21 protein-coding genes are annotated in these 26274 nt (G+C 40.9%); 17 read left to right on the forward strand and 4 right to left on the reverse strand.

Features of this window, described 5'->3' with window-relative positions; all coding sequences use genetic code 11:
• Positions 1–23 precede the first annotated feature (23 nt).
• Positions 24–536 (reverse strand): antibiotic biosynthesis monooxygenase family protein, encoded by a 513-nt coding sequence (locus ACSVDJ_RS04965; protein WP_439169680.1) that lies wholly within the window; start codon positions 534–536, stop codon positions 24–26.
• 39 nt (positions 537–575) lie between these two features.
• Positions 576–764 carry a hypothetical protein gene (locus ACSVDJ_RS04970; RefSeq protein ID WP_439169679.1) on the reverse strand — a complete coding sequence of 63 codons (189 nt, stop codon included), beginning with the start codon at positions 762–764 and terminating at the stop codon, positions 576–578.
• 821 nt (positions 765–1585) lie between these two features.
• On the opposite strand from ACSVDJ_RS04970, the gene hemE reads away from it, so the two are divergent.
• The 9 genes from hemE (at position 1586) to ACSVDJ_RS05015 (ending at position 11928) form a co-directional block, all read left to right on the forward strand.
• Entirely contained in the window at positions 1586–2626 is a 1041-nt protein-coding gene (gene hemE, locus ACSVDJ_RS04975) for a uroporphyrinogen decarboxylase (RefSeq protein WP_439169764.1), read from the forward strand.
• Positions 2627–2701: 75 nt separating this feature from the next.
• Positions 2702–3646: a ferrochelatase gene (gene hemH, locus ACSVDJ_RS04980; protein ID WP_439169677.1), complete on the forward strand. Its 945-nt coding sequence runs from the start codon at positions 2702–2704 to the stop codon at positions 3644–3646.
• 21 nt (positions 3647–3667) lie between these two features.
• Positions 3668–5077: a protoporphyrinogen oxidase gene (gene hemY, locus ACSVDJ_RS04985; RefSeq protein ID WP_518620139.1), complete on the forward strand. Its 1410-nt coding sequence runs from the start codon at positions 3668–3670 to the stop codon at positions 5075–5077.
• Positions 5078–5389: 312 nt separating this feature from the next.
• A complete protein-coding gene (locus ACSVDJ_RS04990; protein WP_439169675.1) occupies positions 5390–5962 on the forward strand; it encodes a TetR/AcrR family transcriptional regulator in 573 nt (190 codons plus the stop codon).
• Between the two features lie 78 nt (positions 5963–6040).
• A complete protein-coding gene (locus ACSVDJ_RS04995; protein WP_439169674.1) occupies positions 6041–8344 on the forward strand; it encodes a YhgE/Pip family protein in 2304 nt (767 codons plus the stop codon).
• A gap of 114 nt (positions 8345–8458) precedes the next feature.
• Positions 8459–9427 carry a YncE family protein gene (locus ACSVDJ_RS05000; RefSeq protein WP_439169672.1) on the forward strand — a complete coding sequence of 323 codons (969 nt, stop codon included), beginning with the start codon at positions 8459–8461 and terminating at the stop codon, positions 9425–9427.
• A complete protein-coding gene (locus ACSVDJ_RS05005) occupies positions 9424–10104 on the forward strand; it encodes a response regulator transcription factor (protein ID WP_439169671.1) in 681 nt (226 codons plus the stop codon). The genes ACSVDJ_RS05000 and ACSVDJ_RS05005 overlap by 4 nt, the downstream gene beginning before the upstream one ends.
• The gene (locus tag ACSVDJ_RS05010) at positions 10101–11495 is read left to right on the forward strand and encodes a sensor histidine kinase (protein ID WP_439169670.1); all 1395 of its coding nucleotides are present in this window, start codon (positions 10101–10103) and stop codon (positions 11493–11495) included. The genes ACSVDJ_RS05005 and ACSVDJ_RS05010 overlap by 4 nt, the downstream gene beginning before the upstream one ends.
• A 13-nt stretch (positions 11496–11508) precedes the next feature.
• The gene (locus ACSVDJ_RS05015) at positions 11509–11928 is read left to right on the forward strand and encodes a FixH family protein (RefSeq protein ID WP_439169669.1); all 420 of its coding nucleotides are present in this window, start codon (positions 11509–11511) and stop codon (positions 11926–11928) included.
• Between the two features lie 94 nt (positions 11929–12022).
• Here ACSVDJ_RS05015 and yhfH read toward each other — a convergent pair whose 3' ends face one another.
• Complete coding sequence (gene yhfH, locus ACSVDJ_RS05020) at positions 12023–12157, reverse strand: protein YhfH (RefSeq protein WP_439169668.1); 135 nt, start codon at positions 12155–12157, stop codon at positions 12023–12025.
• 201 nt (positions 12158–12358) lie between these two features.
• On the opposite strand from yhfH, the gene ACSVDJ_RS05025 reads away from it, so the two are divergent.
• The 4 genes from ACSVDJ_RS05025 (at position 12359) to ACSVDJ_RS05040 (ending at position 17181) form a co-directional block, all read left to right on the forward strand.
• The gene (locus ACSVDJ_RS05025; RefSeq protein ID WP_439169667.1) at positions 12359–13090 is read left to right on the forward strand and encodes an MBL fold metallo-hydrolase; all 732 of its coding nucleotides are present in this window, start codon (positions 12359–12361) and stop codon (positions 13088–13090) included.
• Between the two features lie 13 nt (positions 13091–13103).
• Complete coding sequence (gene lplA / locus ACSVDJ_RS05030; RefSeq protein ID WP_439169665.1) at positions 13104–14093, forward strand: lipoate--protein ligase; 990 nt, start codon at positions 13104–13106, stop codon at positions 14091–14093.
• Between the two features lie 150 nt (positions 14094–14243).
• Positions 14244–15785: a fatty acid--CoA ligase family protein gene (locus tag ACSVDJ_RS05035; RefSeq protein ID WP_439169664.1), complete on the forward strand. Its 1542-nt coding sequence runs from the start codon at positions 14244–14246 to the stop codon at positions 15783–15785.
• Between the two features lie 166 nt (positions 15786–15951).
• Positions 15952–17181, forward strand: a complete 1230-nt coding sequence (locus ACSVDJ_RS05040) for a M48 family metallopeptidase (protein ID WP_439169763.1) — start codon at positions 15952–15954, stop codon at positions 17179–17181.
• Positions 17182–17313: 132 nt separating this feature from the next.
• Here ACSVDJ_RS05040 and ACSVDJ_RS05045 read toward each other — a convergent pair whose 3' ends face one another.
• The gene (locus ACSVDJ_RS05045; protein ID WP_439169663.1) at positions 17314–17544 is read right to left on the reverse strand and encodes an IDEAL domain-containing protein; all 231 of its coding nucleotides are present in this window, start codon (positions 17542–17544) and stop codon (positions 17314–17316) included.
• A 158-nt stretch (positions 17545–17702) separates the two neighbouring features.
• Between ACSVDJ_RS05045 and ACSVDJ_RS05050 the strand changes: the two genes are divergently transcribed.
• The 4 genes from ACSVDJ_RS05050 (at position 17703) to addA (ending at position 26242) form a co-directional block, all read left to right on the forward strand.
• Positions 17703–18185, forward strand: a complete 483-nt coding sequence (locus ACSVDJ_RS05050) for a competence protein ComK (protein WP_439169662.1) — start codon at positions 17703–17705, stop codon at positions 18183–18185.
• A gap of 120 nt (positions 18186–18305) precedes the next feature.
• Positions 18306–18917, forward strand: coding sequence for a TVP38/TMEM64 family protein (locus tag ACSVDJ_RS05055; protein WP_439169762.1), 612 nt, complete (start codon positions 18306–18308; stop codon positions 18915–18917).
• 115 nt (positions 18918–19032) lie between these two features.
• Positions 19033–22515, forward strand: coding sequence for a helicase-exonuclease AddAB subunit AddB (gene addB / locus ACSVDJ_RS05060; RefSeq protein WP_439169660.1), 3483 nt, complete (start codon positions 19033–19035; stop codon positions 22513–22515).
• Positions 22490–26242, forward strand: coding sequence for a helicase-exonuclease AddAB subunit AddA (addA, locus tag ACSVDJ_RS05065; RefSeq protein ID WP_518620149.1), 3753 nt, complete (start codon positions 22490–22492; stop codon positions 26240–26242). The genes addB and addA overlap by 26 nt, the downstream gene beginning before the upstream one ends.
• Positions 26243–26274 lie beyond the last annotated feature (32 nt).

Genomic DNA, 26274 nt, shown 5'->3' on the forward strand with positions numbered 1-26274 from the left:
GCTGACGGTGTCGCCATTTTTTATTACTGGTCTTCTTTCGGAATGTTGTAGGTCGTGACGTATGATGGGCTTGAGAAGATTTTCGGCTGCTTATCGACGCCTTCTTCCGAGCCACGTTTTGCATGGGCTTTATTGAAATTTTGCGAGTTTTGCCAGCCTTGAAATGATTGCTGATCTTTCCATTGGGTCATAATAATATACGTATTCGAGTTCATCGGACGAAGCACGCGAATTGCAATAAATCCTGGCACTTCTTCAATGAGACGCGCTCGATTTTTAAAGCGGTATTCAAAAATAGGTCGACCCTCATCTGTTACTGGAATATTGTTGAAGACGACATAACCGTGATCCGCCAATTCACCTGATGCATCAATAGCTTCATACTTACGAGGTGATTGAAAAAGCGTTTTCTCTTCCGTTTCGTGCAAAAGTGTAGCTCCCTCTGCATTCTCCATCACAATTATCTTTTCGGCAGCATGTTTGTCTTTCAGTTTCTTTAAAAACTCAAACGTGCCAGATGTAATATATACATTCATTTTCGTCACCTCAATTGATATGGTAGTTACTTTACTATATCACTTTACACTTAGGATTTTCCATGTATTTGCTTTTCGTTTTCCTTTATCTCGTACGGCTCGTTCCAGTTCATACGTCGCTGAGCAAGCGCCTTCCAGATTTCGAGGTGTCCAGCTCCAGGCGCTAGCGACTAGTGAACTTCCATGCTCCTCCTTGCGATAAGTCAACATCGATTCACTGACGTTCATCGTGTTTCCTTTATCTCGATCGGATCATTCCAGTCCATACGTCGCTAAACAGCGCCTTCCGCTTTTCGTGTTGGCCAGCTCCAGGCGCTAGCGACTAGTGAACTTCCATGCTCCTCCTTGCGATAAGTCAACATCGATTCACTGACGTTCATCGTGTTTCCTTTATCTCGATCGGATCATTCCAGTCCATACGTCGCTAAACAGCGCCTTCCGCTTTTCGTGTTGGCCAGCTCCAGGCGCTAGCGACTAGTGAACTTCCATGCTCCTCCTTGCGATAAGTCAACATCGATTCACTGACGTTCATCGTGTTTCCTTTATCTCGTACGGCTCGTTTCAGTTCATACGTCGCTGAGCAAGCGCCTTCCGCTTTTCGAGGTGTCCAGCTTCAGGCGCTAGCGACTAGTGAACTTCCACGTTCCTCCTTGCGATAAGTCAACATCGATTCACTACGTTCACCGTGTTTCCTTTATCTCGTACGGCTCGCTCCAGTTCATACGTCGCTAAACAGCGCCTTCCGCATTTCATGTTGTCCAGCTCCAGGCGCTATCGGCTCGAGGTCAAAAGTCAATCTGTCCAAAAGGTTAAAGAGCAACCTTTCAGCCAGCTCGTCTTTTGCTTGTCGCCGATGGACGAGCGCCTTCCGCTTTTCTGGTCTTTGGCGAATTTATGACATTTGTGCAGTCTTGCTATACTTTTATTCGTAAAACATCTATAGTGTAAAGCGTACAAAAGACAGGGATTTTCATTTATTTCCGAGTAAGGATTTTATATAATGATGGATAGCGACTTTAAATGCGGGGAAAGGTGGAAAAATAAACGTGATGAGAACGATTAATGATACTTTTTTAAAAGCAGCAAAAGGGGAGCAGACAGATTATGTTCCAGTATGGTATATGCGTCAAGCTGGGCGTTCACAACCCGAGTATCGCAAGCTGAAAGAAAAATATTCACTGTTTGAAATTACCCATCAGCCAGAACTATGTGCGTATGTAACGAAATTGCCAGTTGAGCAGTATGATGTCGATGCGGCGATTCTTTATAAAGATATTATGTCACCGCTTCCAGCGATCGGTGTTGATGTAGATATTAAGTCTGGAATTGGTCCGGTGATTAGTAATCCGATTCGTTCATTAGCGGATATTGAGAAGCTTGGAGAGATTGATCCAGCCAATGATGTTCCTTATGTCCTAGAAACGATTCGTTTGCTGACGCAAGAACAGCTGAACGTGCCATTGATTGGCTTTGCTGGAGCGCCTTTTACATTAGCAAGTTATATGATCGAAGGTGGACCGTCGAAAAATTACAACAAAACAAAGGCGTTTATGTACGCTGATCCAAAAGTATGGTTTGCTTTAATGGACAAGTTAACGGAAATGACGATCATTTATGTGAAAGCTCAAATTAAAGCGGGTGCTCGTGCGGTGCAAATTTTTGACTCATGGGTTGGCGCATTGAATGTACAAGATTACCGCACATTTATTAAACCTGTTATGGAGCGTATTTTTAATGAACTGCGTCCTGAAGGAGTTCCATTAATTATGTTTGGTGTCGGGGCGAGTCACTTAGCGATGGAGTGGCATGATCTTCCATTAGACGTTGTTGGCTTGGACTGGCGTTTACCGATTCAAGAAGCACGCGCAATGGGCGTGTCGAAAACGGTTCAAGGGAATTTAGATCCAGCTATTTTACTAGCGCCATGGGAAGTGATTGAGGAACGAGCAAAAGCGATCATCGACCAAGGAATCCAACAACCTGGCTATATCTTTAACTTAGGTCACGGGGTCTTCCCGGAAGTAAACCCGGACACATTAAAGCGTTTAACTACATTTATTCACGAATATAGTGCCGAAAAGCTGAAATAATAAGGTTCTTTTTGGAAAACTTAAAGAAGACATGTTGAAATAGAAAAGTATTTCCATTCCTACGAGGTGAAAGCAATGACAAAAAGAAAAATGGGTTTATTAGTAATGGCTTATGGCACGCCATATAAAGAAGAAGATATTGAACGATATTATACTCACATCCGTCGTGGCCGCAAACCGTCTCCAGAAATGCTTGAGGATTTGCGCTCTCGGTATGAAGCAATCGGAGGAATTTCTCCACTTGCTAAAATTACACAAGAACAAGGGGAAAAGCTAGAGCAGCATTTAAATGCTATGCAGGATCAGATTGAATTCAACATGTATCTCGGACTGAAACATATAGAGCCATTTATTGAAGATGCCGTTGGACAAATGAAAGAGGACGGAATTGAAGAAGCGATATCGATCGTATTGGCTCCACATTTTTCTACGTTTAGTGTGAAGTCTTACAATGGACGAGCAAAAGAAGAAGCAGAAAAGATCGGTGGACCGACTATTGTGTCTGTTGAGAGTTGGTACAAGGAGCCTAAGTTCATCGAGTACTGGGCAGAAAAAATCAAGGAAACCGTAGCCTCTATGACGGAAGCAGAACGTGAAAACTATACATTGATCGCTTCAGCGCATAGTCTGCCAGAAAAAATCATTCAAATGGGCGACCCGTATCCTAACCAATTGAAAGAAACAGCCGATTTAATTGCTGAAAAAGCAGGCGTGAAAAATTACGAGATCGGCTGGCAAAGTGCCGGGAATACACCTGAACCATGGATCGGACCAGATGTACAAGATCTAACTCGCGATCTATTTAATGAGAAAGGCTATCAAGCGTTTATATATGCACCAGTCGGGTTCGTCTCTGATCATTTAGAAGTCCTATATGATAACGATTATGAATGTCAAGTAGTGACGAAAGAGATTGGGGCTAGCTACTATCGTCCAGAAATGCCGAACGCTCAGCCATTATTCATTGAAGCTATGGCGAGTGCCATTATGAAGCATTTAAAAACGAACGCAAAATTATAAAAAGAAGGCGATGCAACTGTGTTGGGAGAAAATAAGAAAGTAGTTGTAATCGGTGGAGGGATTACCGGTTTAACAACCGCTTATTACTTGCAAAAGCAAGCAAAAGAAAATCAGCTTGCGCTCGATATCACATTAATTGAGGCGACTCCTCGTCTTGGTGGTAAAATTCAAACTGTTCGAAAAGATGGCTTTGTGATTGAAAGAGGACCTGACTCTTTTCTTGAAAGAAAGGCAAGTGCGGCTCGACTAGTGAAAGAAGTCGAACTTGGAGATCAGTTAGTCAATAACTCTACTGGCCAATCTTATGTATTAGTGAACGGCAAGCTTCATCCAATGCCAGGAGGCTCTGTGATGGGCATTCCAACACAGGTCGCTCCTTTTATCACAACCGGTCTTTTTTCAATCCCTGGAAAAATGAGAGCGGCGGCTGATTTTGTTTTACCGAAATCCGACCCTCAAACAGACCAATCGTTAGGCCATTTCTTTAGAAGACGTCTTGGAGATGAAGTGGTAGAAAATTTAGTCGAACCTTTATTATCAGGAATTTATGCTGGTGATATTGATAAGCTAAGCTTAATGTCGACATTTCCACAATTTTACCAAGTGGAGCAAAAATATCGTAGCCTCGTATTAGGGATGAAGAAAACGACACCAGCCCCATCAAAGCAAGCTGGGACGACAAAGAAAAAAGGTATTTTCATGACGGTGAAAAATGGGCTAGAGTCGTTAGTAGAAGCGATCGAACAGAAGCTGAATAAAGGTTCTATTTTAAAAGGAACTAGAGTCGATACGATTGAACGCCAACAAGATGGGGGATATGCGCTTGTTTTAAATAGTGGAACGATCCTCCATGCGGATAGTGTTGTCGTGACGACCCCTCATTTTACTTTGCCAGCGATGATGCCACAGTATCGCTTTTTCGATGGACTAAAGGATATGCCAGCTACATCTGTTGCGACAGTTGCGATGGCTTTTCCAGAAGAAGCGATTACAAAAGATATTGATGGCACGGGATTTGTTGTGTCTCGAAATAGCGATTATACGATTACAGCTTGTACGTGGACGCATAAAAAATGGCCGCATACAATACCAGATGGCAAAGTGTTGTTGCGCTGCTACGTTGGGCGAGCGGGTGATGAAGCAGTCGTCGATTTATCAGATGCTGAAATTGAACAAATCGTGCTTGAAGACTTGAACAAGACGATGGCGATTACAGCGACACCAGACTTCACGATCGTTAGCCGTTGGAAAAAAGCGATGCCACAATATACAGTTGGGCATAAACAGCGCATGGCGGATATGTATGAGCAGATAGAAAAAGAGTTACCTGGTCTATTTATTGCTGGAAGCTCCTTCGAAGGGCTAGGGCTACCGGATTGCATTGATCAAGGAGAAGCAGCTGTTCAAAATGTGCTGCAATTTGTGCAGTAGAAAAAGAAGGTATCCATTTTTAGGGTACCTTCTTTTTGATTGCTTATTAGTAGCAAGGTGACTATAAAGTGAAACTTCAATCAGTGGGGGTTTTCTTCATGCCCCCACTGATTGTTAGTTGAACTAATCGGGCTTTTACGGGCTGTTGATCTCCCACCTACACGTCTGCGCTTTTTCTGCCCTGTTGAGGCGGGAGTCTTACAGCCCGTTAATGCGGGATAAAAAAATGTTGCAATTGCTGTGGAGATATAGTAAATTAAATTACATACAAAATGACCGTTTTGTTCATTTGGTCAGAAAAGGAGCGATGACATGTCTGTTGACCGAAAGCAGCAAATTATCGAAGCGGCTACGAAATCTTTTTCGCTGTTTGGTTATAAGGCAACAACAATGGATCAAGTAGCAAAGCTAGCGAATGTCGGCAAAGGGACGATTTATACTTTTTTTAAAAATAAAGAAGAGCTTTTTGATGAAATTGTGCAGTTGCTTATTTCTGAAATGCGCTATCAAGCGGAAGCGGCAGCGGACCCAAACAGCTCTTTTCACGAAAATGTTCATCGAGCGCTCTTTCAAATTTTGCAATTTAGAAAGGAGCATCAGCTAACGATTAAATTGTTCCAAGAAGGCAAAGAGATGGGAACACCAGCTGTGCTTGATGTAATGAAGAAAATGGAAGATGCTGTTCTTTCTTTCATTAAAGAAAAAGTTGCTTGTGCTATTCAAGCTGGAGAAATTAAGCCTTGTAACCCAGAGATTACGGCGTTTATTATGTTTAAACTCTATATTTCCTTAATCGTTGATTGGGAGCAGCATAAAGAACCTTTGAGCGAAACGGATATATTAAGCTTATTTGAGCTTCATTTATTTGAAGGATTATCCTTATAAGGAAAGTCCTTTTCTTTTCACCAAAAATGACCATATGAACAAAACAGTCATTAGTTACTGTTTTTATAGGAGGAGAAGATGAAACAATCATTATTTATGGCTGAAATGAAAGCCATTGTCACCAACCGTAAACTGTTAATTCCGATTGCAGCGGTGCTTTTTATTCCACTTTTATATGCAGGAATGTTTTTATGGGCATTTTGGAATCCATATGAAAACTTAAAAGAGTTACCTGTAGCGGTTGTTAATAAAGATAAAGGTGCCGATTTTGAAGGCGAGAAGCTAGAGCTAGGTAAGGAACTAGAAAAAGAAATAAAGAAAAGTGATGATTTTGATTTTCATATTATGAGTGAGGACGAAGCACAAAAAGGGCTTAAAAACTTAAAGTATTATATGTTAATTGAAGTCCCAGCTGACTTTTCGAAAAATGCAACAACCTTACTAGATGATCAGCCGGAGAAGCTAGAATTAAAATATATCCCTAATGAAGGGCATAATTTCTTAACTTCGCAAATGGGTGAAACAGCGATGAAAGAAATTCGAGCTTCGCTTCAAGAAAATATCACTAAAACGTATTCAGAAACGATCTTTGATAAAATTAAGGAAATGGGTGATGGGTTAGCAAAAGCGAGTGATGGGGCAGGCGAGCTAGATGAAGGAGCGCTTGACCTTTCAGATGGTGCCGAAAAAATTAAAGAGAACTTATCTACCCTTGCTGAAAAATCTGTTCAATTCTCGCAAGGGGTATCTAAAGCAGGAGATGGAACGAAAGAGCTTGCATCGGGTGCTTCTCAATTGCATTCCGGTTTGACTCAGCTAGAAGATGGAGGAAATAAACTGGTAGCTGGAGGAAAAGAGTTGCAAAGCGGTACAGGAGAGCTTGCGGCTGGAGTTTCTAAAGTGCAAGGTGGCCTTCATACTGTGGATGAGAAGATGGGGGCATTAACAGCTGGAACAGAGCAAGCAAAAGCAGGCGTTCAACAATTTCAAGAGAAGCTTCCGGCTCTTACAGAAGGTACGCAAAATTTAGCTGCTGGTGCGAACGAATTAAATAGTGGTTTAAATCAGTTTGAACAGCAATTAATTTCGCAACTAAATAGCGGCATGAATCAACAGATGGAACAATTAATGCCGGCATTACAACAAAGTATGACACCGGAACAAATTGCTGGGTTGAAACAACAAATGGAGCAGCAGCAACAGCAAATGGAACAGCAAGTGAAAGGCGCTGTTGGTCAGCTGAGATCGGGTACTGAGCAACTAGCTGCTGGTTCTAAAGAATTAAATGGAGCAATCAGCGGACAATTGGCTCCTAATATTGATCAATTAAATAGCGGATTGGGAGAATTACAACAAGGACAGCAACAATTAAAAGCCGGTGTTCATGAGTTAGCATCGGGAGCTGATCAATTGGCTACAGGCGTTGACAAACTACAAGCTGGACAAAAGGAATTTGTCGACAGTGTCGGATTATTGTCTAGCAAGATAGGTGAAGCAGAGGCTGGCGCAGCCGAGCTAGCAGGAGGTGCGACCACATTAAGCAATGGCTTTGGTCAACTAAATGAAGGGTCTGCTCAAATGTCTGAAGGGACGAATAAATTAGCAGAAGGTTCTAAAGAGCTAGCTGATGGAACAACAAAGCTAGAGGAAGGAACGAATGAGCTTCATACGAAACTAGAAGATGCAGCAGATCAAGCGAACGAAGTAAAGGCGACCGATAAAACATATGATATGGTCGCTAATCCAGTGAATGTGGAGAAAGATGGAATTAATAAAGTGCCAAACTATGGTACTGGTTTTGTTCCATACTTCTTATCATTAGGGTTATTTATAGGGGCTATCATATTAACGATCGTTTTCCCGTTAAGAGAGCCGGCTGTGCGACCTAAAAGTGGGTTTAGTTGGTTTGTAGGTAAATTCGGTGTGCTATGTGTGTCAGGTGTCCTACAATCCCTCTTAGCGATAGCGATTTTACTATTTGGTTTGAAATTAGAAGTTCAAAATGTACCACTGTTTATAGTGATCACGATTATTACAAGCTTAACGTTCATTGCGCTTGTGCAAATGCTTGTGACGATCATGGGAGACCCTGGAAGATATCTTGCGATGTTAACTTTAATTTTCCAATTAGCAACAAGTGCAGGGACATTCCCATTAGAATTAATTCCAAAAGCATTACAACCGATTCATTTTGTCCTGCCAATGTCTTATTCCGTTTCTGCGTTTAAAGCGGTCATTTCGATAGGGGACTATACATTTATGTGGCAGAACGCTATCATTTTAGGAATATTCGCTGTTGTTTGCCTATTGGTGACAATTGTCTTCTTCAGAGGAATGTACAAACGCCAATATGGTCATCAAGCGGTAACAAATGAACAGTAAAAGATCTATGCTGAAAAGCGGCTTCGCTTTTCAGCATTTTTTTCGTTTTTTCTTCAAATACATTTCACATTTTTTTCTTATAATAGAGAGTAAAAAGAACGCTGGAGGAGGAATATGATGAAAATTCGCTTGTTTTTGTTCGTTATGGCTTGGATAGGGCTTATATCCGGCTGCAGTCATCCTTCATATCCGGCCATTAAAGAGGAAAATTATTTATTGACGTTGAATTTAAGAGATTCCTCTTTAACGTTTATTGATCAAAAGGGAGAGCGAATTGCGGATTGGGTTTTGGAGGACTTGTATACAGGAGGAGCCTTATTTCCAAATGACGACCGCTTACTGCTCTATGGTACGCAGCTAGACCGCGCAGCTATTTTTTCATTATCTGAAGGAAAAATGTTGGATGAATGGAAAGTTCGTGAAGGGACAACAGGCGCTCTTTATTTAAAGGATAGCAAGGAAGTGGTACTTGCTAATAAAAAAGATCGATCGCTCCACTTTTATAATGAAAAAGGAAAAGAAACCGCCATTGTGAAAACGGGGAAATATCCGATGTCACTAGCCGAACATCAAGGAATGCTTTACGTCATTAATTATCAAGATACGATTCTTTCAGAAGTAGATCTGAAGAAGAAAAAGGTCGTTAGAGAGTTTACCATTCCTTCTTCCTCAACAGGGCTAATGATTGAGCCGAATCAAAGGGAATTGTGGATTGGTGGACATGGTCACGGGAAGGAACCGCAATCTCAAGTTCAAGTGTATTCGCTAGATACCGGACAAAAAATCGAGAAAATTAATACCCCGATCATGCCGGTTAACTTTGCTTCTGATGGGAATTATCATTACGTGGTTAGTCATGGATCGAATATGATTTATATGTTAAACGACAAGAAAGAAATAAAAGCAAAGCTTAAAGTTGGAGCGAATCCGTTTACGATTGAGCCATTTGCTAATGAAATTGTCATAGCAGGATATGACAGCGATGAGCTTTATTTTCTTGAAAAGGGGAGCTTAAAGCTTGTTAAAAAAGTAAAAACAGGAAAAGGCCCATTTATGATGTTTGTAAAGGAGGAGAACAAATGACTCATATTTTAATTGTGGATGATGAAGAAGATATGCGCCAACTTATCTCTATGTATTTAGAGAATGCTGGCTTTACAGTGAGCCATGCGGAAGATAGTGAAGCAGCAAGTAAACAATTAGCAAAAGGGAAAATAGATCTTGTGTTACTAGATATTATGCTTCCCGGAAAAAGTGGCTTCGAGATTTGTGCAGATATTCGTAAAACAAGTGAAATTCCGGTCATATTTTTAACTGCCAAAGGGGAAGAGTGGGATAAGGTGAAAGGGTTGCAAATTGGCGGTGATGATTATATTGTTAAGCCGTTTTCACCAGGTGAATTAACAGCGAGAATTCGGGCGGTGTTACGGCGTTTCCATAAGGAAGATACACAAGCAACAACGATTGAAAAAGCAGGTGTTTTAGTAAATTTAAGCTCTCATGCAGTGAAAGTGAAGCAAAAGTCAATTCCGTTGACGTTAAAAGAATTTGAATTATTATTATTGCTGATTAAAAATATTGGTCGCGTCTTTTCGCGTGAGCAGCTGTTAACGATGATTTGGGGCGATGATTACAGCGGCGGGACGAGAACGGTAGATACTCATATTAAAACGTTGCGAATGAAGCTTGGTAAGGAGGTTGGAGCAGCCGTAGTAACCGTGTGGGGAGTCGGCTATAAATTCGAGGAACCGACTGTATGAGCTTAGCGAAAAAGCTGCGGCTGACTCTATTCATTACATTGGTACTTTCGATCGGCTTTGCTTATGCCTTGTCCTATACGCTCTATCAAAAGCTATATGTTGACAGTGTCGAAAAAGAAATGCTCCAAGTCGGCAAAAGCTTGGCGTTAGATTATGATGGCGGGGAACTGACTGATGAATTGATCAAGCAGATCGATTGGTATAATGAAAAGGCTAAGTTTGAAGTGTTTGCAGTTCGAAACCCAAGAGAGCTGGCTGCTTGTGTGCCCTTTGAAATCGACTATGATACATTAATCGGCCCAGCTGAGCGTGAGCAATTGTTGAAAAATGAGCCGGTCAAAAAGGTCGGGTATATGGCCCGATTTGATCGCAAAATTATTTCGGTCGTCGTTCCTTTATTGGAAGAGCAAAGACTGCAAGGGATCATTTATTTATATTTGCCACTGGAAAATATGGAGGAGTTAACAGCTGATTTAACGATTTATTGGGGGATAGGTGCTGCTTTATTTTTTATTCTCTTGTTAGTGATTGGAACAAAATGGGCACGATACTTAACGCGCCCGCTCGAAGAAATGAAGCGAGCAGCTGTCAAATTGTCAGAGGGTGATTTCTCGACAAGGGTCCATGTGAAAACGAAGGATGAGATTGGTCAGCTTGCCGAAACCTTTAACCATATGGCCGAGTCGATTGATGAGGAAGATGAAAAGAAAAAAGAATTTCTCGCTACTGTTTCTCATGAACTACGTACACCACTTAGTTACATAAAAGGGTACAGTGAAGCTCTTTCGTCTGGTATGGTTAAAGGAGAGGAGGGAGAACAACAATATGTTCACATCATTACGAGAGAAGCGAAAAGGATGGAACGACTTGTCAATGATTTGCTTGAGCTGATTAAGTTAGAAGGTGATTCCTCCGCTATCGAAAAGGCTCCGTTACCATTGGCTGAAACGATTCATCAAACCCTTCAAAAGCTAATGCCTGCGGCCAAACAAAAACAGGTCAATCTGACAGAAAAACTTGATCATAATATCATTATTGAAGGAGATGAATGTCGTCTTGAACAAGTGATCGTGAATGTAGTCGATAATGCTTTACGGTATACTGAGGCAGATGGCTTTATTACTGTACACTTGTTTGAACGAGAGGGCAAAGCGGTGGTGAAATGCAAAGACTCTGGTATTGGTATCCCAAAAGAAGACTTACACAAGATTACAGAGCGGTTTTATCGTGTCAACAAGGCGCGGACAAGAGTAGATGGTGGAACTGGTTTAGGATTATCAATTGTTGAAAATATCGTGAAAGGCCATCAAGGACGATTAATGATTGCTAGTGAGTATGGTCATGGAACGACGGTGACAATTGAATTCCCTTTGCTTGAAGAGGATGAATAAAGGAGACGAAAACATGAAGAAACAATGGACGATGATAGTTATGATTTGTGCCCTCTTTCTATTAGGAGCTTGCGGACAACAAAAGCAACAAAATGAAAATGCAGCACCACAACCAATTGAAGCACAATTAACTGTACCTGAAACAGCGGCTGTGAATGAAGAAGTCACATTTACAACGAAAGTGACTCAAGGAGAAGAAACGGTAGAGGATGCTGATGAAGTACAGTACGAAGTGTGGCAAGAAGGCAAAAAAGAAGATAGTGAAATGATCGAAGCAGAGAAAGATGAAGAAGGCAATTACGTTGTTAAAAAAACATTCGAACAAGACGGTATATATCAAGTCCAAGTGCATGTAAGCGCTAGAGGACTACATACAATGCCTAAAAAGCCAATCACTATTGGACAGCCAACTGATGCGACTACAGCCCCATAAGAAACATAACATAAAGAAGAAAGAACCCACTCAAGGCGACGGCAGGTTCTTTCTTCTTTTTATGTTATGGAATTGGAGTTAACGATTTGAAAGATTAAAGATCTTGGATATCTGTACAATCATCACAGTGGTTGCCATAGCACTCATGCTGTTCCTCGATATAAGAACCGCATTTTGTACATTGTTTTGCAGGGATGTTTTTGAAAAAATCAACGATATTCTTCACCATTTTTGTGTTCCCCCTCATTTTTGTTATATAACTGATCTGCTTTATATGTTTATTGTATTATAACAGAAAGTTGTCGTCAACGGTTTTTAGGAATTTTCAGAAAAAATAATCAATAGAAAGAAAAACTCGATCAGTTGAAGTAAGCAGAGTTGCAGAATAAAATGAGAGAGAAATGGAATTGAATAGAGAGGTGTGTAGGGTATGAAGGTTACGATCATCGGGTGTTGGGGCGGTTATCCGAAAGTCAATGAAGCCAGTTCTGGTTATTTATTTGAAGAGGACGGATTTAAACTGCTCGTTGACTGTGGCAGTGGAGTATTATCGAAATTGCAACAGCATGTAATGCCAGAAGAATTAAGCGCAATATTACTTTCTCATTATCATGCCGATCATATAGCGGATATCGGTGTACTACAACACGCTTTATTGATTCAGAAGCATTTAGGGAAAGAAGTGACCACCTTACCGATCTACGGTCATAACGAAGATGCTGCATTCGCTTCGCTTACATATAAAGATTTGACAGCGGGAAGAGCGTATCAATCGAACCAAACATTAACGCTTGGTCCGTTTACGGTCGAGTTTTTACGTACGGTTCATTCTGTACCATGTTTCGCGATGAAAATCTCAGCTCATGATCATACCGTTGTTTACACAGCAGACTCAGCTTTTCAACGACAGTTTATTCCATTTGCGAAAGAATGTGACTTGCTGCTTTGTGAAAGCAATTTTTATAGTGGGATGGATGGTCAAGCAGCTGGGCATATGACGAGCACAGAAGCGGGGAAGTTGGCTCACTCTGCCCGCGTGAGGACATTAGTGCTAACGCATTTGCCACATTTTGGAGAGTTAGCTAAACTAAAAGAGGAAGCAGAAGCTGAATTTCGTGGTACAGTATTATTAGCGAAGCAAAGTTTGGAAATAGAGATATAAATGGGGGATGAATATGTTATTTATTGATAATCAAGGAATCACAGATCCGAGAATCAACTTAGCAATTGAAGAATATGCAGTGAAGCATTTAGATATTAACGAAACCTATTTGCTCTTTTATATTAATGAGCCTTCCATTATTATCGGTAAAAATCAAAACACGATAGAAGAAGTAAATATGGACTATGTTGAAAAAGAAGGCATTCATGTTGTACGACGCTTATCTGGGGGCGGTGCGGTGTATCATGATTTAGGAAATTTGAATTTCAGCTTTATCACTAAGGATGATGGCGACAGCTTTCATAATTTCCGTAAATTCACCGAACCAGTGATTGCTGCCTTAAATAAGCTTGGGGTGCAAGCTGAGTTAAGTGGAAGAAATGACATTTTGGCGAACGGGCTCAAGATTTCTGGCAATGCTCAGTTTTCAACGAAGGGCCGGATGTTCAGCCACGGTACATTACTGTTTAATACGAATATGGACGAGGTTGTTTCCGCTTTAAAGGTAAGAAAGGATAAGATTGAATCGAAGGGAATTAAGTCGATTCGCAGTCGGGTGACGAACATTGCTGAGCTCATGGAGCAAGATATGAGCATTGAAGACTTTCGTTCATTTTTATTACAAGCGATTTTTGAACAAAAAGAGCCGATTCCACAATATAAGCTTGAAGAAAAAGATTGGGAAATCATTCAGCAAATTTCTGAAGAGAGATATAAAAATTGGGATTGGAATTTTGGGAAATCACCTGCTTTCAATATTCAACGTTCTCATCGCTTCCCGGTAGGTTTGATCGATGTTCGATTGGATATTAAAAAGGGGCGAATTCAACATTGCAAAATCTTCGGTGACTTTTTTGGTGTTGGTGAAGTGAGTGAAGTTGAAGAAAAATTAATGGGGATACGCTATGAAAAGAATGAGATTGCTCAAGTATTAGACCAGCTTTCGCTCCCTCATTATTTCGGGAAAATGACGCAAGAAGAATTTTTACAGTTGTTGTATTAAATAGGAAGAGGTTGCTTTGCTTTACGTTGCAAGGTAATCTCTTCCTATTTTTGGTTAGTATTCCTTGCGAGTTTTATTATTTTCATATATAATAAAGATTGAAAATTCAAAAATGAATGACTATTCATTCATTGCAAAGGGGAGTATGGGATGAATCTTTCAGTAGCATTGTCAGAGTCAGTGGCGAAATTTAAGGGGAAAACTGCGTATCATTTTTTAGACAAGACAGCTACATATGAGGAATTGAATGCAGCTGTCAATCAGTTTGCCTCGGGACTTCATCAGCTTGGGATTCAAAAAGGGGATCATATTGCACTTTTATTAGGGAATTCTCCTCACTTTATTATTTCTTTGTATGGGGCGTTGCGAGCTGGAGTAACGGTTATTCCAATCAATCCACTTTATACGCCAGATGAGATCAGCTATATTGTGAATAATGGAGATGTAAAGGGTGTCGTTTTACTCGACAAATTACTTCCGCTTGCCGAAAAAATGAATCAATATTCACCTTTTATTGAGCAGTACATCGTTTGTGAAACAAATGATGAATATGCTAAGGGGATTGATCTGACGTTTCCTAAATTGAAAACGTTTTCTGATTTGTTAAGTCTAGGACAACCTGATTATCAAGGGCCAGAGCTTTTAGATGATGATGTCGCGGTGATTTTGTATACGTCTGGTACAACAGGTAAGCCAAAAGGCGCGATGCTTACCCATCATAACTTGTATTCTAACGCACGAGATATAGGTAGTTACCTACAAATATCACAAGAAGATTGCGTTATCACTGTTCTTCCGATGTTTCATGTGTTTTGCTTAAGTGTCTCGTTAAATGCGCCATTAATTAGTGGTGCAACGATTTTGATTTTTCCACAGTTCAGTCCGAAAGAAGTGTTTGCTTTGGCGAAACAACATCAAGCGACCGTATTTGCCGGTGTTCCAACGATGTATAATTTTCTTTATCAATATCCTGATGGAGATATTGAAAGTTTTTCGAGTATGCGCTTATGTATTTCAGGAGGCTCATCTATGCCGGTTGCGTTGCTTGAAAACTTCGAGAAGAAATTTAATGTTACCGTTTCAGAAGGATATGGATTGTCTGAAGCAAGCCCAGTGACCTGCTTTAATCCATTAGATCGACCGCGAAAGGCGGGTTCGATTGGCTGTTCGATTGTGAATGTAGAAAACAAAGTAGTCAATGAACTAGGAGAAGAACTACCACCAGGAGAAGTAGGTGAATTAGTTGTTCGCGGTCCGAATGTGATGAAGGGGTATTATAAAGAGCCTGAAGAAACGGCTACCGCTTTGAAAGATGGCTGGTTGCATACCGGTGATTTGGCTCGAATGGATGAGGACGGCTATTTCTATATTGTTGATCGAATGAAGGATCTTGTGATCGTGGGGGGCTATAACGTGTACCCTCGCGAAGTAGAAGAAGTTCTCTACAGTCATCCAGATATTGTTGAAGCAGTTGTAGTAGGTGTTCCCGATCCTAATTATGGAGAAAGCATACTTGCTTTTGTTGTTGCGAAAGGTGAGCATTTAAATGAAGCGGTTGTCATCGATTTTTGTCATCATCGTCTTGCGAAATATAAACTCCCGAGGAAGGTAGAATTTTTAGAAGAGATTCCGAAAAATACAACGGGCAAAATTTTAAGAAGGTCATTAAAAAAACAAGTACAACAAAGCTAATCTTATTATAAAGCTTCTTCAGCTAACGAATCAGTTAGGCTGAAGAAGCTTTTTTAGGTCTAAATTTTCTTCTTTAGGACTACATATAATAGAGGAAGGAGGGAATGGTGTGAAAGCAAAGTGGACGGCTCTAGTGATTATAGGCTATTTGTTGTTTTCAGCGTTTATGTACTACTATTTATTTGTAATGTCAACTGGAGATCTTCCTGATATTTATAAAGGGACAAGTGCTGACCCGTCTACTTTTTTAAACGAACAGGAACGTTCTTTAAGCGGTGAGTTTTCGAAAATCAAAAATTTGCTCTTCTTTCTGAGTGCGCCACTTGAATGGGTTATCTACTTTTTCATCGTTCTGTTTGGCTTATCTCATCGATTTGAAAAGTGGGCACAGGAAGCCGTACGCATCACTTTTTTGCGAACGTCGATTTATTTGTTTTATTTGTCTGTTTTTACGTTTATCGTGACATTCCCACTACAATATATAAGCTTTCATTTTTCTAAAGTGTATAATATTTCCGCGCAAACGTTTTCTCAATGGATGAAAGATGAGTTGATTGATTTTTGGATTGGTTACGGCTTAATGATGATTTTGATCTTTGTGATGTACGAGCTGATGAAAAGGTTCAAAAAAAGATGGTGGCTTGCCGCTTGGATGCTGTTTGTACCTTTTACAATCTTTTTAATGTATATTCAACCTGTCTTTATTGATCCGCTTTATAATGAGTTTTATCCGCTCAAAGATAAACAGCTAGAAGCGAAAATTTTATCGTTAGCTGACCAAGCGGATATTCCTGCTAATCACGTGTATGAAGTCAATATGTCGGAAAAGACAAATGCTTTAAACGCTTATGTCACTGGAATCGGTGGCAATGCCCGTATCGTTTTGTGGGATACGACATTAAATAAGCTAAATGAAGAGGAAATTTTGTTTGTGATGGCTCATGAAATGGCGCACTATGTGAAAAAGCATATTTATATTGGGATCGCTAGTTACTTAGTTCTCGCTTTTGTCGGCTTCTGGCTCATAGCTAAAATGATGGAATGGTTGATCAGTCGGCAAGGAGAAAAGTTAAATATAACGGATATCGCCCAATTGCGAACGTTGCCGTTAATTTTTATGATGATCTCGATGCTGTCATTTGTTGCTAGTCCATTTTCAAACGTCCTTTCTCGATTTGAAGAGAAGCAGTCCGATGCGTATGCGATTGAAATGACAGGCGATAAAGCAGCTGCCATTAGTGCCTTTCAAAAGCTCGCAAAGGAAGGATTATCCGAAGTGAAACCACCATTGCTTGTGAAAATTTTTCGTTACGGTCATCCTTCGATGGCGGAAAGGATTTATACGATTGAGACGTATCCATTAAAAGAAATAAAGGAGAAAAAGGGAAAAAATTAAAGGGATATGTAGAACATACTGATAAGTGCCGGGTTTCCTCTTTTTAAAGGGACTCGGCACTTATTTTAAGTTGATGTCTTATGTGTTATAGGAGATTTTTGGTAGAAGAGGAACTCAACGAGAAGAAAATCATTAGGAATTGAAATTTTTCTCTAATTCATTCAACTGATGGGATAGCTTCATAAATGCTTCGCGATCTCCTTTGTCGAGGGTTTGATCAATTGCAACCATGATCCGTTGTTTTTCTTGTTTAAAAAGAATGTCATTTAGCAATTTGTCGATATATACATCGGTAGCATTTCTTTCTTTCTCACGTGGCATCGGGGACCTCATCATTTCAGTAAAATAGTTGTTGTTTTCCATTTTTCATCACCTCGGATACCTTTTTTTTATTATATATGATTTGAAAATAGTAATCAACAGAAATTTTTAAATTTTTAGAAAAATTATTTATTTGTTCTTTGAGACATTAACGGAGAGGGGGTGGTATGATAAAGGTAATAAGTCGAAGGGAAGTGTAAATGGTGGATATTACCTGTGATAATTACATTATTCGTCCTGAAGTGATGTTTATTAAGGCGGTAGAACGAAAGGGAAAAGAACATACAATTGTCGTCGAAGAAAAACGAACATTTGAAGTAACGATGAAACCTCTAGATCTCATCAAAAAAAGTTGTATCGCTTACGGAGCCACTTATAATGGCAGAAGAGCCGCTAGTAAACATTGGCTAGCCACAGACAAAAAACTCCCCATCAACATTGATCATTTGGAAGGAACATACCTATTCCCACTTGCCTCTCACATCGCTAAAGGGAATGGGTGGATTTCTTTATTTAAAATAGAAAGCTTTTCAAAATTGGACAGTAAACACACATCGGTCTTATTTACAAATGGTCAACGATTCTCTTTCCCTATAACTGAACGATCGTTACAGAATCAACAAGGAAAAGCCTCGAGATTAAACATCCAGTTAAAACAACAGATACATAATTCATATAGATGAGATTACAGAAAAGAAAATACATCGATTGGATTGAAATTCCATATTAAGAAGTCATCCATCGCTGTTTTTATCGAGAAATATGATAAAATGAGAAGAAATCAATGTAAAGGGTTAGCTGCTATGGATTTGAACGATATTAAAGAGTGGTTCACACTCGAACAGATCATGGACTTAATTGATCGTTACCAGTCATTCGGTCCGATTCCAGGATTCATTTTACCGTTGCTAGAGGCATTTCTGCCGTTTTTGCCACTATTCGTCTTTGTTTTGGCAAACGTCAATGCGTTTGGCTTATGGTTTGGCTTTATTTTGTCTTGGGGAGGAGCGGTGACTGGTGCGTTTATTATTTTTTTGCTCGTCAGAAATTATGGCCAGCGACGGATGCTTTCTTTTTTGCAAAGGCATGGACAAGTCAAAAAATTAATGAATTGGTTGGACCGTCACGGATTTGGTCCCGTCTTTTTGCTTCTTTGTTTTCCGTTCACCCCTTCTGCCGTCGTCAATATTGTGGCGGGGCTTTCTAACATTAGTGTGACACAATATTTATTAGCGGTTATGACAGGGAAGTTTGTGATGATTTTAACGATTAGCTTTGTTGGATATGATGTGGCAGCGCTTATTGAGCAGCCGATAAGAACAGCAATCGTAGCAACGGTTATTTTCATATTATGGCTAGGTGGAAAAAGAGTAGAAGCTCGCCTAAATAAACAAGAAATGAGAGAAAGGGGCTGATCATATGTCAGCTCTTTTTTGCTTGCTGAAGTAAGGGAACATTTTGATAAACTATGTTAAAAATTTAATCAGCTTTTTCGTTATAATAAAGTAAATATGTTGGGAGGAGAAAGGTATGTCGATTCAGTTTATACTCGGTCGGTCTGGAATGGGGAAAACCGCTTCTATATTAGAGAATATAAAGAGTCAAGTGAAAGAGCAGCCGATAGGGGAGCCTGTTATTTATCTTGTTCCGGAGCAAATGACCTTTTTGTCAGAATACAATTTAGCAGCTGACTCGGCACTTGGTGGAGTCATTCGTGCACAAGTTTATAGTTTCACTCGTCTTGCATGGCGTGTATTGCAGGAAACAGGAGGGATGAGCCGAAAGCATATCTCCTCGGCGGGATTAAATATACTCATTCGCAAAATTATTGAAGATCAAAAAGAGAATTTGAAAATCTTTGCTAAAGCAGCGGATAAAAATGGATTTATTAGCCATGTAGAAGCGATGCTAACAGAGTTTAAACGTTATTGTGTGGGACCAGAGGAGTTAGCTGAAATACGAGAGGAAGTTGACTCAAAAGCGTTAGCAGATAAGCTTCACGACTTGCAAACGATCTATAGCGAATTTGAGCAGTCTCTTATTGGCAAATATGTCGATTCTGAAGACTATTTACGTTTGCTAGCAGAAGCGGTTGCTTCGTCCGCTTATTTACAACAAGCAGAAGTGTATATCGATGGATTTCATAGCTTTACCCCACAAGAATATGAAGTCATTGAGCAACTGATGAAACATGCAAAAAAAGTAACGATCGCTTTAACAGCCGATCAAACGTTTCGAACAAACATCCCGGAAGATACGCATTTATTTCGCCAAACGGGTGAAACGTATTCCACTCTTTATGAACTAGCGAAAAACAGCGGTGGGCGAATAGAAGAAGATCAGCTTTTGACGAGGTCAAGACGCTATAAAGAGGAGAGTTTGCTCCATTTAGAAACTCATTTTGATCACCGTCCAGTGAAGACATATAACGATTCGACAGCGATTTGTTTCTTAGAGGCGACGAATCGACGAGCGGAAATTGAAGGGGTTGCGCGAGAAATACGAAAGCTAGCGCGAGAGGATGGATATCGTTATAAGCAACTGGCGATTCTTGTTCGCAACGGTCACGAGTACCAGCAAGTGATTGAAACGGTATTTCATGATTATGATATTCCTTTTTATATCGATAAAAAAAATCCGATGCTCAATCATCCCGTTATTGAGTTAATTCGCGCAACGTTAGAAATTTTGGCTAGTCATTGGCGATATGAACCCGTTTTTCGAGCGGTCAAAACGGACTTGTTATTTCCGTTAAAGAAAGATTGGAACAGATTACGCGAGCAAATGGATCGCTTAGAAAATTATGTGCTCGCCTATGGTATCAGAGGGGATCGCTGGACGAATGGAGAGCAGTGGAGCTATCGCCGTTATCGTGGATTAGAAGGCGTTCATCGCGGGCAAACGGATGAAGAACAGCGAATCGAGAACGAATTAAATGAATTAAAGCTGATTATTGCCGAGCCGATTTCGCGGTTGTCTCGCCGATTGAAACGGGCGAAAACGAGCAGAGGGTTTTGTGAAGCATTTTATTTATATTTAGAAGAGTTAGAGATCCCTAAAAAACTGGAAAGCTTAAGTGTAGAGGCGCAAGAACGTGGCGATTTAATTACGGCGCGAGAGCATAGTCAAGCGTGGAGTGCGGTGATTGAATTGTTAGATCAGTACGTAGAAGTGCTTGGAAACGAGGCAATGACAGTGAAGAAATTTGCGGCCACAATCGATGCTGGACTAGAAACGTTGAAATTTGCAAATGTGCCTGCCGCTGTCGATCAAGTGATGGTAGCGAATCTTGAGCTTTCTAGGCTCGCAAATGTGGATGTCGCTTTTGTGATCGGTGTCAATGATGGCGTGCTACCTGGCAAGATGCAAGAAGATGGCGTACTAGCAGATGAGGATCGTGAACGGTTGCTTTCACAAGGGGTAAAGCTTGCAGAAAGCAGTAAGACGAAGCTACTTGATGAAGAGTTCATCGCTTATAAAGCGTTCGCGACTCCAGCTAGCCAATTATATCTTTCCTACCCGCTTGCTGATGAAGAAGGCAAGGCATTGCAGCCCTCTCTGTTTATCAAAAGACTAAAGGAGATGTTTCCACTCGCCGAGACGAAACTGCTTGCTAATGAACCGTCAGATTTGCAAGAGCAAGAAGGGTTGCAATACGTTTGCCACCCGAATCCGACGCTATCGTATATCACGACTCAGCTTCAACAAAAAAGGCTTGGCTATCCAATGTACGATTATTGGTGGGATGTTTACAATTTTTACGTGAATACACTAGAGCAAAAGGAAAAAGCAAGCATCGTATTTTCCAGCTTATTTTATAAAAATAAGGCGGAAGTGCTGGAGGAGCAGGTGAGCAAAAATCTATATGGGGAAGAGATTCTTGCTAGTGTTTCAAGAATGGAATTATTCAATAGCTGTCCATTCTCTCATTTTGCCAATCATGGTTTGAAGCTACGAGAACGAGACATGTATCGACTGCAAGCACCAGATATCGGAGACTTATTCCATGGGGCTCTAAAATGGATCACGGAGGAAATTGCAAAGCGAGGGTTACACTGGGGTCAGCTGACGGAAAAGCAATGTTTACAGCTGGCAAAAGAAGCGGTCGTTCATTTAGCACCAAAACTACAACACCAAATTTTATTAAGCTCAAATCGTCATTTATATATTAGTCATAAGCTGGAGCAAATTATCGGTAGAGCTTCTTATATGTTAAGTGGTCAAGCTAAGAGGAGCGGTTTTGCGCCTGTTGGAATTGAACTTGGCTTTGGACCGAAAGCGGAGTTACCGCCACTTTCCTTCACGTTAAAAAATGGAACGAAGATGGAATTAGCAGGAAGAATTGACCGTGTTGATCAAGCCAAAAGTGATGAAGAAGTATATTTGCGCATCATTGATTATAAATCAAGTAGTCGCGATTTAGATATGACAGAGGTGTATTATGGGTTCGCCCTGCAAATGCTGACGTATTTGGATATTGTGTTAACACACTCACAGCAGCTTGTCGGCAAACAAGCACATCCGGCAGGTGTTCTATACTTCCATGTTCACAATCCAATCATTAATAGTAAACAAATGATGACGACGGAACAAATTGAAGAGGAAATTTTTAAAAGCTTTAAAATGAAGGGACTTGTACTGGCAGAAGAAGAGGTTGTTCGATTAATGGATACGAGCCTTGAGGGAGGAAACTCAAAAATTATTTCGGCCGGGATTAATAAATCTAATGGCAAGCTTGCGAAAAGTTCCAAAGTTGCGCATCGACAGCAGTTTGAACAGATGCGTCAGCACGTTCGCAATATTTACCAACAATCAGGGGATGATATTGTCGCTGGTCGGGTCGATATTGCCCCTTATCAATATAAAAAACGAACCCCTTGTGATTTTTGTTCTTATCGACCGGTTTGTCAGTTCGACGACATGATCGAAGACAATCAGTATCGTACGATTATGCCGCAAAAGAAGGAAGAGATTTTTCAAAAGATGAGTGAAGAGAGGGATATATGTGAGTGAGCGATGGATACCAGAAAAGCCGGCGGGGGCGACTTGGACAGATGATCAATGGAAAGCGATCACAGCGACAGGCACCGATATTTTAGTAGCCGCTGCCGCTGGTTCAGGAAAAACAGCGGTGCTCGTTGAACGGATTATTCGTAAAGTGTTAAATGAAGACGAGCCTATTGACATTGATGAGCTTCTTGTAGTGACGTTTACGAACGCCGCAGCTGCTGAAATGAGGCATCGAATTGGACTTGCCTTAGAAAAAGCGATGGAATCTGATCCGATCTCTAAACATTTGCGAAAACAGTTAAGCTTATTAAATAAAGCATCGATCTCGACATTGCACTCTTTTTGCTTAGAAGTGATTCGTAAGTATTACTATTTGATTGATGTCGACCCTTCCTTTCGAATTGCTGATGAGGCGGAAGGGGCATTGTTAAGAGATGAAACGTTAGACGATTTATTTGAAGAAGAATACGGCAAAGAAGGAAATGAAGACTTTTACCATTTAGTCGATACGTTTTCTAGTGATCGTAGCGATGCGCAATTACAAATGATTGTGAGTCGACTTTACGATTTTGCTAAGTCGCATCCTCAACCAGAAGAATGGTTACAGCGTTTGCCGCAGCTATATGATGTCGATGAAGAGACGACTACTATCGATGATTTGCCGTTTATGGAAGCGTTGAAATTTGACATTGAGCTACAGCTTGAAGGGGCGGAAACGCTCGTTAATGAATTGGTGGCAATAGCGAATATGTCAGGTGGGCCATCTCCACGAATGGTGAATTTCATGGCTGACCAACAAATAGTTCAGCGGCTTCGCGAGTCTATTTCCTCTTGGAAAAAGTTATATGAAGAAATGCAGCTGGTGAAGTTCTCCACGTTGAAAACTTGCAAAGGCGAGGAATATGACCAGGAGCTAGTGGATCAATCAAAGAATATTAGAGATGAGTTAAAGAAAATCATCACTTCTTTAAAAGACGACTATTTTTCCCGCAAGCCTGAAACCTATTTGCGTGACATGAAAGAAATGAGAGACATCATCGCTTCGCTAGCTCAGCTAACCCGTAAGTTCGCCGATAAATTTCAAGCGATGAAACGAGAAAAGGGGCTTGTTGATTTCGGTGATTTAGAGCATTTTGCTTTAGCCATTTTAGCTGAACGAAAAGACGGAGGAGATGAATTAATTCCTTCTGAAGCGGCACTGTTATACCAGAAGAAATTTAAAGAAGTGCTCTTAGACGAGTATCAAGACGTCAATTTCGTGCAGGAGTCGATTATTCGTCTAGTTACATCAGGGGTGGAAGAAGAAGGGAACTTATTTATGGTTGGGGACGTAAAGCAAAGCATTTATCGTTTTCGTCTAGCAGAACCGAATCTATTTTTGAACAAGTATAGAAGGTTCTCAACAACGGGTGAAAACACAGGTATGCGAATTGATTTAGCGAAGAATTTTCGTAGTCGTCAAGAAGTGCTTGCTGGAACAAATTATTTATTTAAGCAGATCATGGGTGTGAAAGTGGGAGAAATCGAATACGATTCACAAGCTGAACTAGTCAAGGGAGCTAATTATCCAGAGGAGCCTGCTATGCCTGTAGAAGTCGCCATTATTGAGCAAGCGGGCGCAGTGGAGCAAGAGGATGAGGCGGGTCTAGAGGATGCGGAGCAATCGCAGCTAGAAGCGAGGTGGCTCGTACAAAAAATTAAGGAATTGGTGCAATCAAGATATCCAGTCTATGATCCGAAAACGAAAACCGAGCGCCCGATCCAATATCGTGACGTTGTGATTTTGCTGCGCTCTATGCCTTGGGCTGGAGAAATCATGGAAGAAGGAAGACGGTCGGGCGTTCCCATCTATGCGAAGCTGTCTGGCGGTTATTTTCAAGCGACAGAAGTGGTCATTATGCTGTCATTGTTAAAAGTGATCGACAACCCATACCAAGATATTCCGCTTGCTTCTATACTGCGTTCACTGATTGTGAACTGTTCAGAAAATGATTTAGCGACGATTCGTCTTGCCTCTAAAAAGGGTACCTACTATGAGGCGGTTCAAGCGTTTGCTAAAAAGAAGCCGGTCGTAGAGCATGAAGCCCTTCATGAAAAGATAAATAAATTTCTTGAGAAGTTATCCAATTGGAGAACGCTCAGTAGAAATGGAGCGTTATCTTCTCTCATTTGGCAGCTGTATCGAGATACGCATTTTTATGATTTTGTAGGTGGAATGCCGGGTGGACGGCAAAGGCAAGCGAACCTTCGTGCGTTATATGACCGAGCCAAACAGTATGAAGAAACGTCCTTTAGAGGGCTGTTCCGCTTTTTACGATTAATTGAACGGATTCAGGAGCGAGGCGATGACCTTGGGGAAGCGAAGGCATTAAATGAGCAAGAGGATGTCGTTCGTTTAATGACGATTCATGCCAGCAAGGGATTGGAGTTTCCGGTCGTTTTTGTGGCGGGGCTTGGTCGCCAATTTAACTTAATGGACATTCGTCAATCGTACTTATTCGATAAAGACTATGGGATTGCTGCCAAATATACGAATATAGAAAAACGTATTAGCTATCCATCCTTGCCACAGCTCGCTTTAAGGCGGAAAAAGCGACTAGAGCTGTTAGCGGAGGAAATGCGTGTCCTTTACGTGGCGTTAACGCGAGCGAAAGAGAAGTTGTTTTTACTCGGAACGCAGAAAAATATAGAGAAATCGCTAGCAAACTGGGAAAAAGGATGGAGTAGTACGGACTGGTTATTAAGTGATACCGATCGAGCAGCGGCGATGTCTTATTTTGATTGGATTGGTCCAGCTTTAGTGAGACATCGGGATTGGTCGCTTAGTGATCAGCCGAATCTTGATCATTTGGCAGCTATCCATCATCATGCCTCAAAGTGGAAAATTGAAATCGTGAATCCAGAGAGCTTGTTAAAAGATGAGGAAGAGGCGGATTCACAACAAGTCGATTGGCAAAATAAAGTAGAAAACAATGAGCCAATCGATATTTCTTCCACGTATAAACAACAAATTATCGAGCGCATGAGCTGGCAATACTCGAACCTAATGGCAACGAAACTGCGTTCAAAGCAGTCGGTATCTGATTTAAAACGGATGAATGAGATTTATAATGAAGGAGCAGAGAATGAATTAGTGAGAAGCTTTCAGCGCCCGATTTTCAGTCGCCCGGCTTTTATGCAGGAAAAGGCGCTTTCTCCGACGGAAATCGGAACAGCTGTGCACACGGTAATGCAGCATGTACCACTAGACGGACAGCCAACGGTGGCAGACATTCATTCTTTGCTAGAGAGGCTCATACAGCGGGAATTATTAACGACTGAACAGGTAGAGATGATTGACTCGAATCGCGTCGTTTCATTTTTTGAAACAGAAGTGGGGCAAATGTTGCTGCGGGCTGATCATGTATATCGAGAAACTCCATTTAACATGGGAGTAAAGGCTAGTGAATTACATGTAGATTGGAGCGACCCAGAAGAGGTTGTCCTCGTTCAAGGGGTCATCGACTGTTTAATGGAAGTCGATGGTCAACTATATTTGCTCGATTATAAAACCGATCAAATTACCGGTCGCTTTGCGGGAGGGTTTGCTGAAGCTCGTCCAGTCCTTGAGGAGCGCTACCGCTTGCAAATCGATTTGTATGCTAAAGCGGTTGAACAAATTTGGAAACGGAAGATCGCTCGAAAATATTTATTCTTTTTTGATGGGGCTCACGCTCTACAAATAGATTAATGAACAGCCTGACTTCTTCATTAATGAAGAAG

The organism is Bacillus sp. Hm123 (assembly GCF_051842975.2).
In the GTDB taxonomy this organism is placed as follows: domain Bacteria; phylum Bacillota; class Bacilli; order Bacillales; family Domibacillaceae; genus Bacillus_CE.

Coding starts and splice junctions, on each gene's coding strand:
- ACSVDJ_RS04990 (WP_439169675.1), top strand. CDS start 5,390: ATGTCTGTTGACCGAAAGCAGCAAATTATCGAAGCGGCTACGAAATCT.
- ACSVDJ_RS04965 (WP_439169680.1), bottom strand. CDS start 536: ATGAATGTATATATTACATCTGGCACGTTTGAGTTTTTAAAGAAACTG.
- ACSVDJ_RS05045 (WP_439169663.1), bottom strand. CDS start 17,544: ATGGAAAACAACAACTATTTTACTGAAATGATGAGGTCCCCGATGCCA.
- ACSVDJ_RS04970 (WP_439169679.1), bottom strand. CDS start 764: ATGAACGTCAGTGAATCGATGTTGACTTATCGCAAGGAGGAGCATGGA.
- ACSVDJ_RS05040 (WP_439169763.1), top strand. CDS start 15,952: ATGTACTACTATTTATTTGTAATGTCAACTGGAGATCTTCCTGATATT.
- addB (WP_439169660.1), top strand. CDS start 19,033: ATGTCGATTCAGTTTATACTCGGTCGGTCTGGAATGGGGAAAACCGCT.
- ACSVDJ_RS05025 (WP_439169667.1), top strand. CDS start 12,359: ATGAAGGTTACGATCATCGGGTGTTGGGGCGGTTATCCGAAAGTCAAT.
- lplA (WP_439169665.1), top strand. CDS start 13,104: ATGTTATTTATTGATAATCAAGGAATCACAGATCCGAGAATCAACTTA.
- ACSVDJ_RS05050 (WP_439169662.1), top strand. CDS start 17,703: ATGGTGGATATTACCTGTGATAATTACATTATTCGTCCTGAAGTGATG.
- yhfH (WP_439169668.1), bottom strand. CDS start 12,157: ATGGTGAAGAATATCGTTGATTTTTTCAAAAACATCCCTGCAAAACAA.
- hemE (WP_439169764.1), top strand. CDS start 1,586: ATGAGAACGATTAATGATACTTTTTTAAAAGCAGCAAAAGGGGAGCAG.
- ACSVDJ_RS05015 (WP_439169669.1), top strand. CDS start 11,509: ATGAAGAAACAATGGACGATGATAGTTATGATTTGTGCCCTCTTTCTA.
- ACSVDJ_RS05035 (WP_439169664.1), top strand. CDS start 14,244: ATGAATCTTTCAGTAGCATTGTCAGAGTCAGTGGCGAAATTTAAGGGG.
- hemH (WP_439169677.1), top strand. CDS start 2,702: ATGACAAAAAGAAAAATGGGTTTATTAGTAATGGCTTATGGCACGCCA.
- ACSVDJ_RS05010 (WP_439169670.1), top strand. CDS start 10,101: ATGAGCTTAGCGAAAAAGCTGCGGCTGACTCTATTCATTACATTGGTA.
- ACSVDJ_RS04995 (WP_439169674.1), top strand. CDS start 6,041: ATGAAACAATCATTATTTATGGCTGAAATGAAAGCCATTGTCACCAAC.
- ACSVDJ_RS05055 (WP_439169762.1), top strand. CDS start 18,306: ATGGATTTGAACGATATTAAAGAGTGGTTCACACTCGAACAGATCATG.
- ACSVDJ_RS05000 (WP_439169672.1), top strand. CDS start 8,459: ATGATGAAAATTCGCTTGTTTTTGTTCGTTATGGCTTGGATAGGGCTT.
- ACSVDJ_RS05005 (WP_439169671.1), top strand. CDS start 9,424: ATGACTCATATTTTAATTGTGGATGATGAAGAAGATATGCGCCAACTT.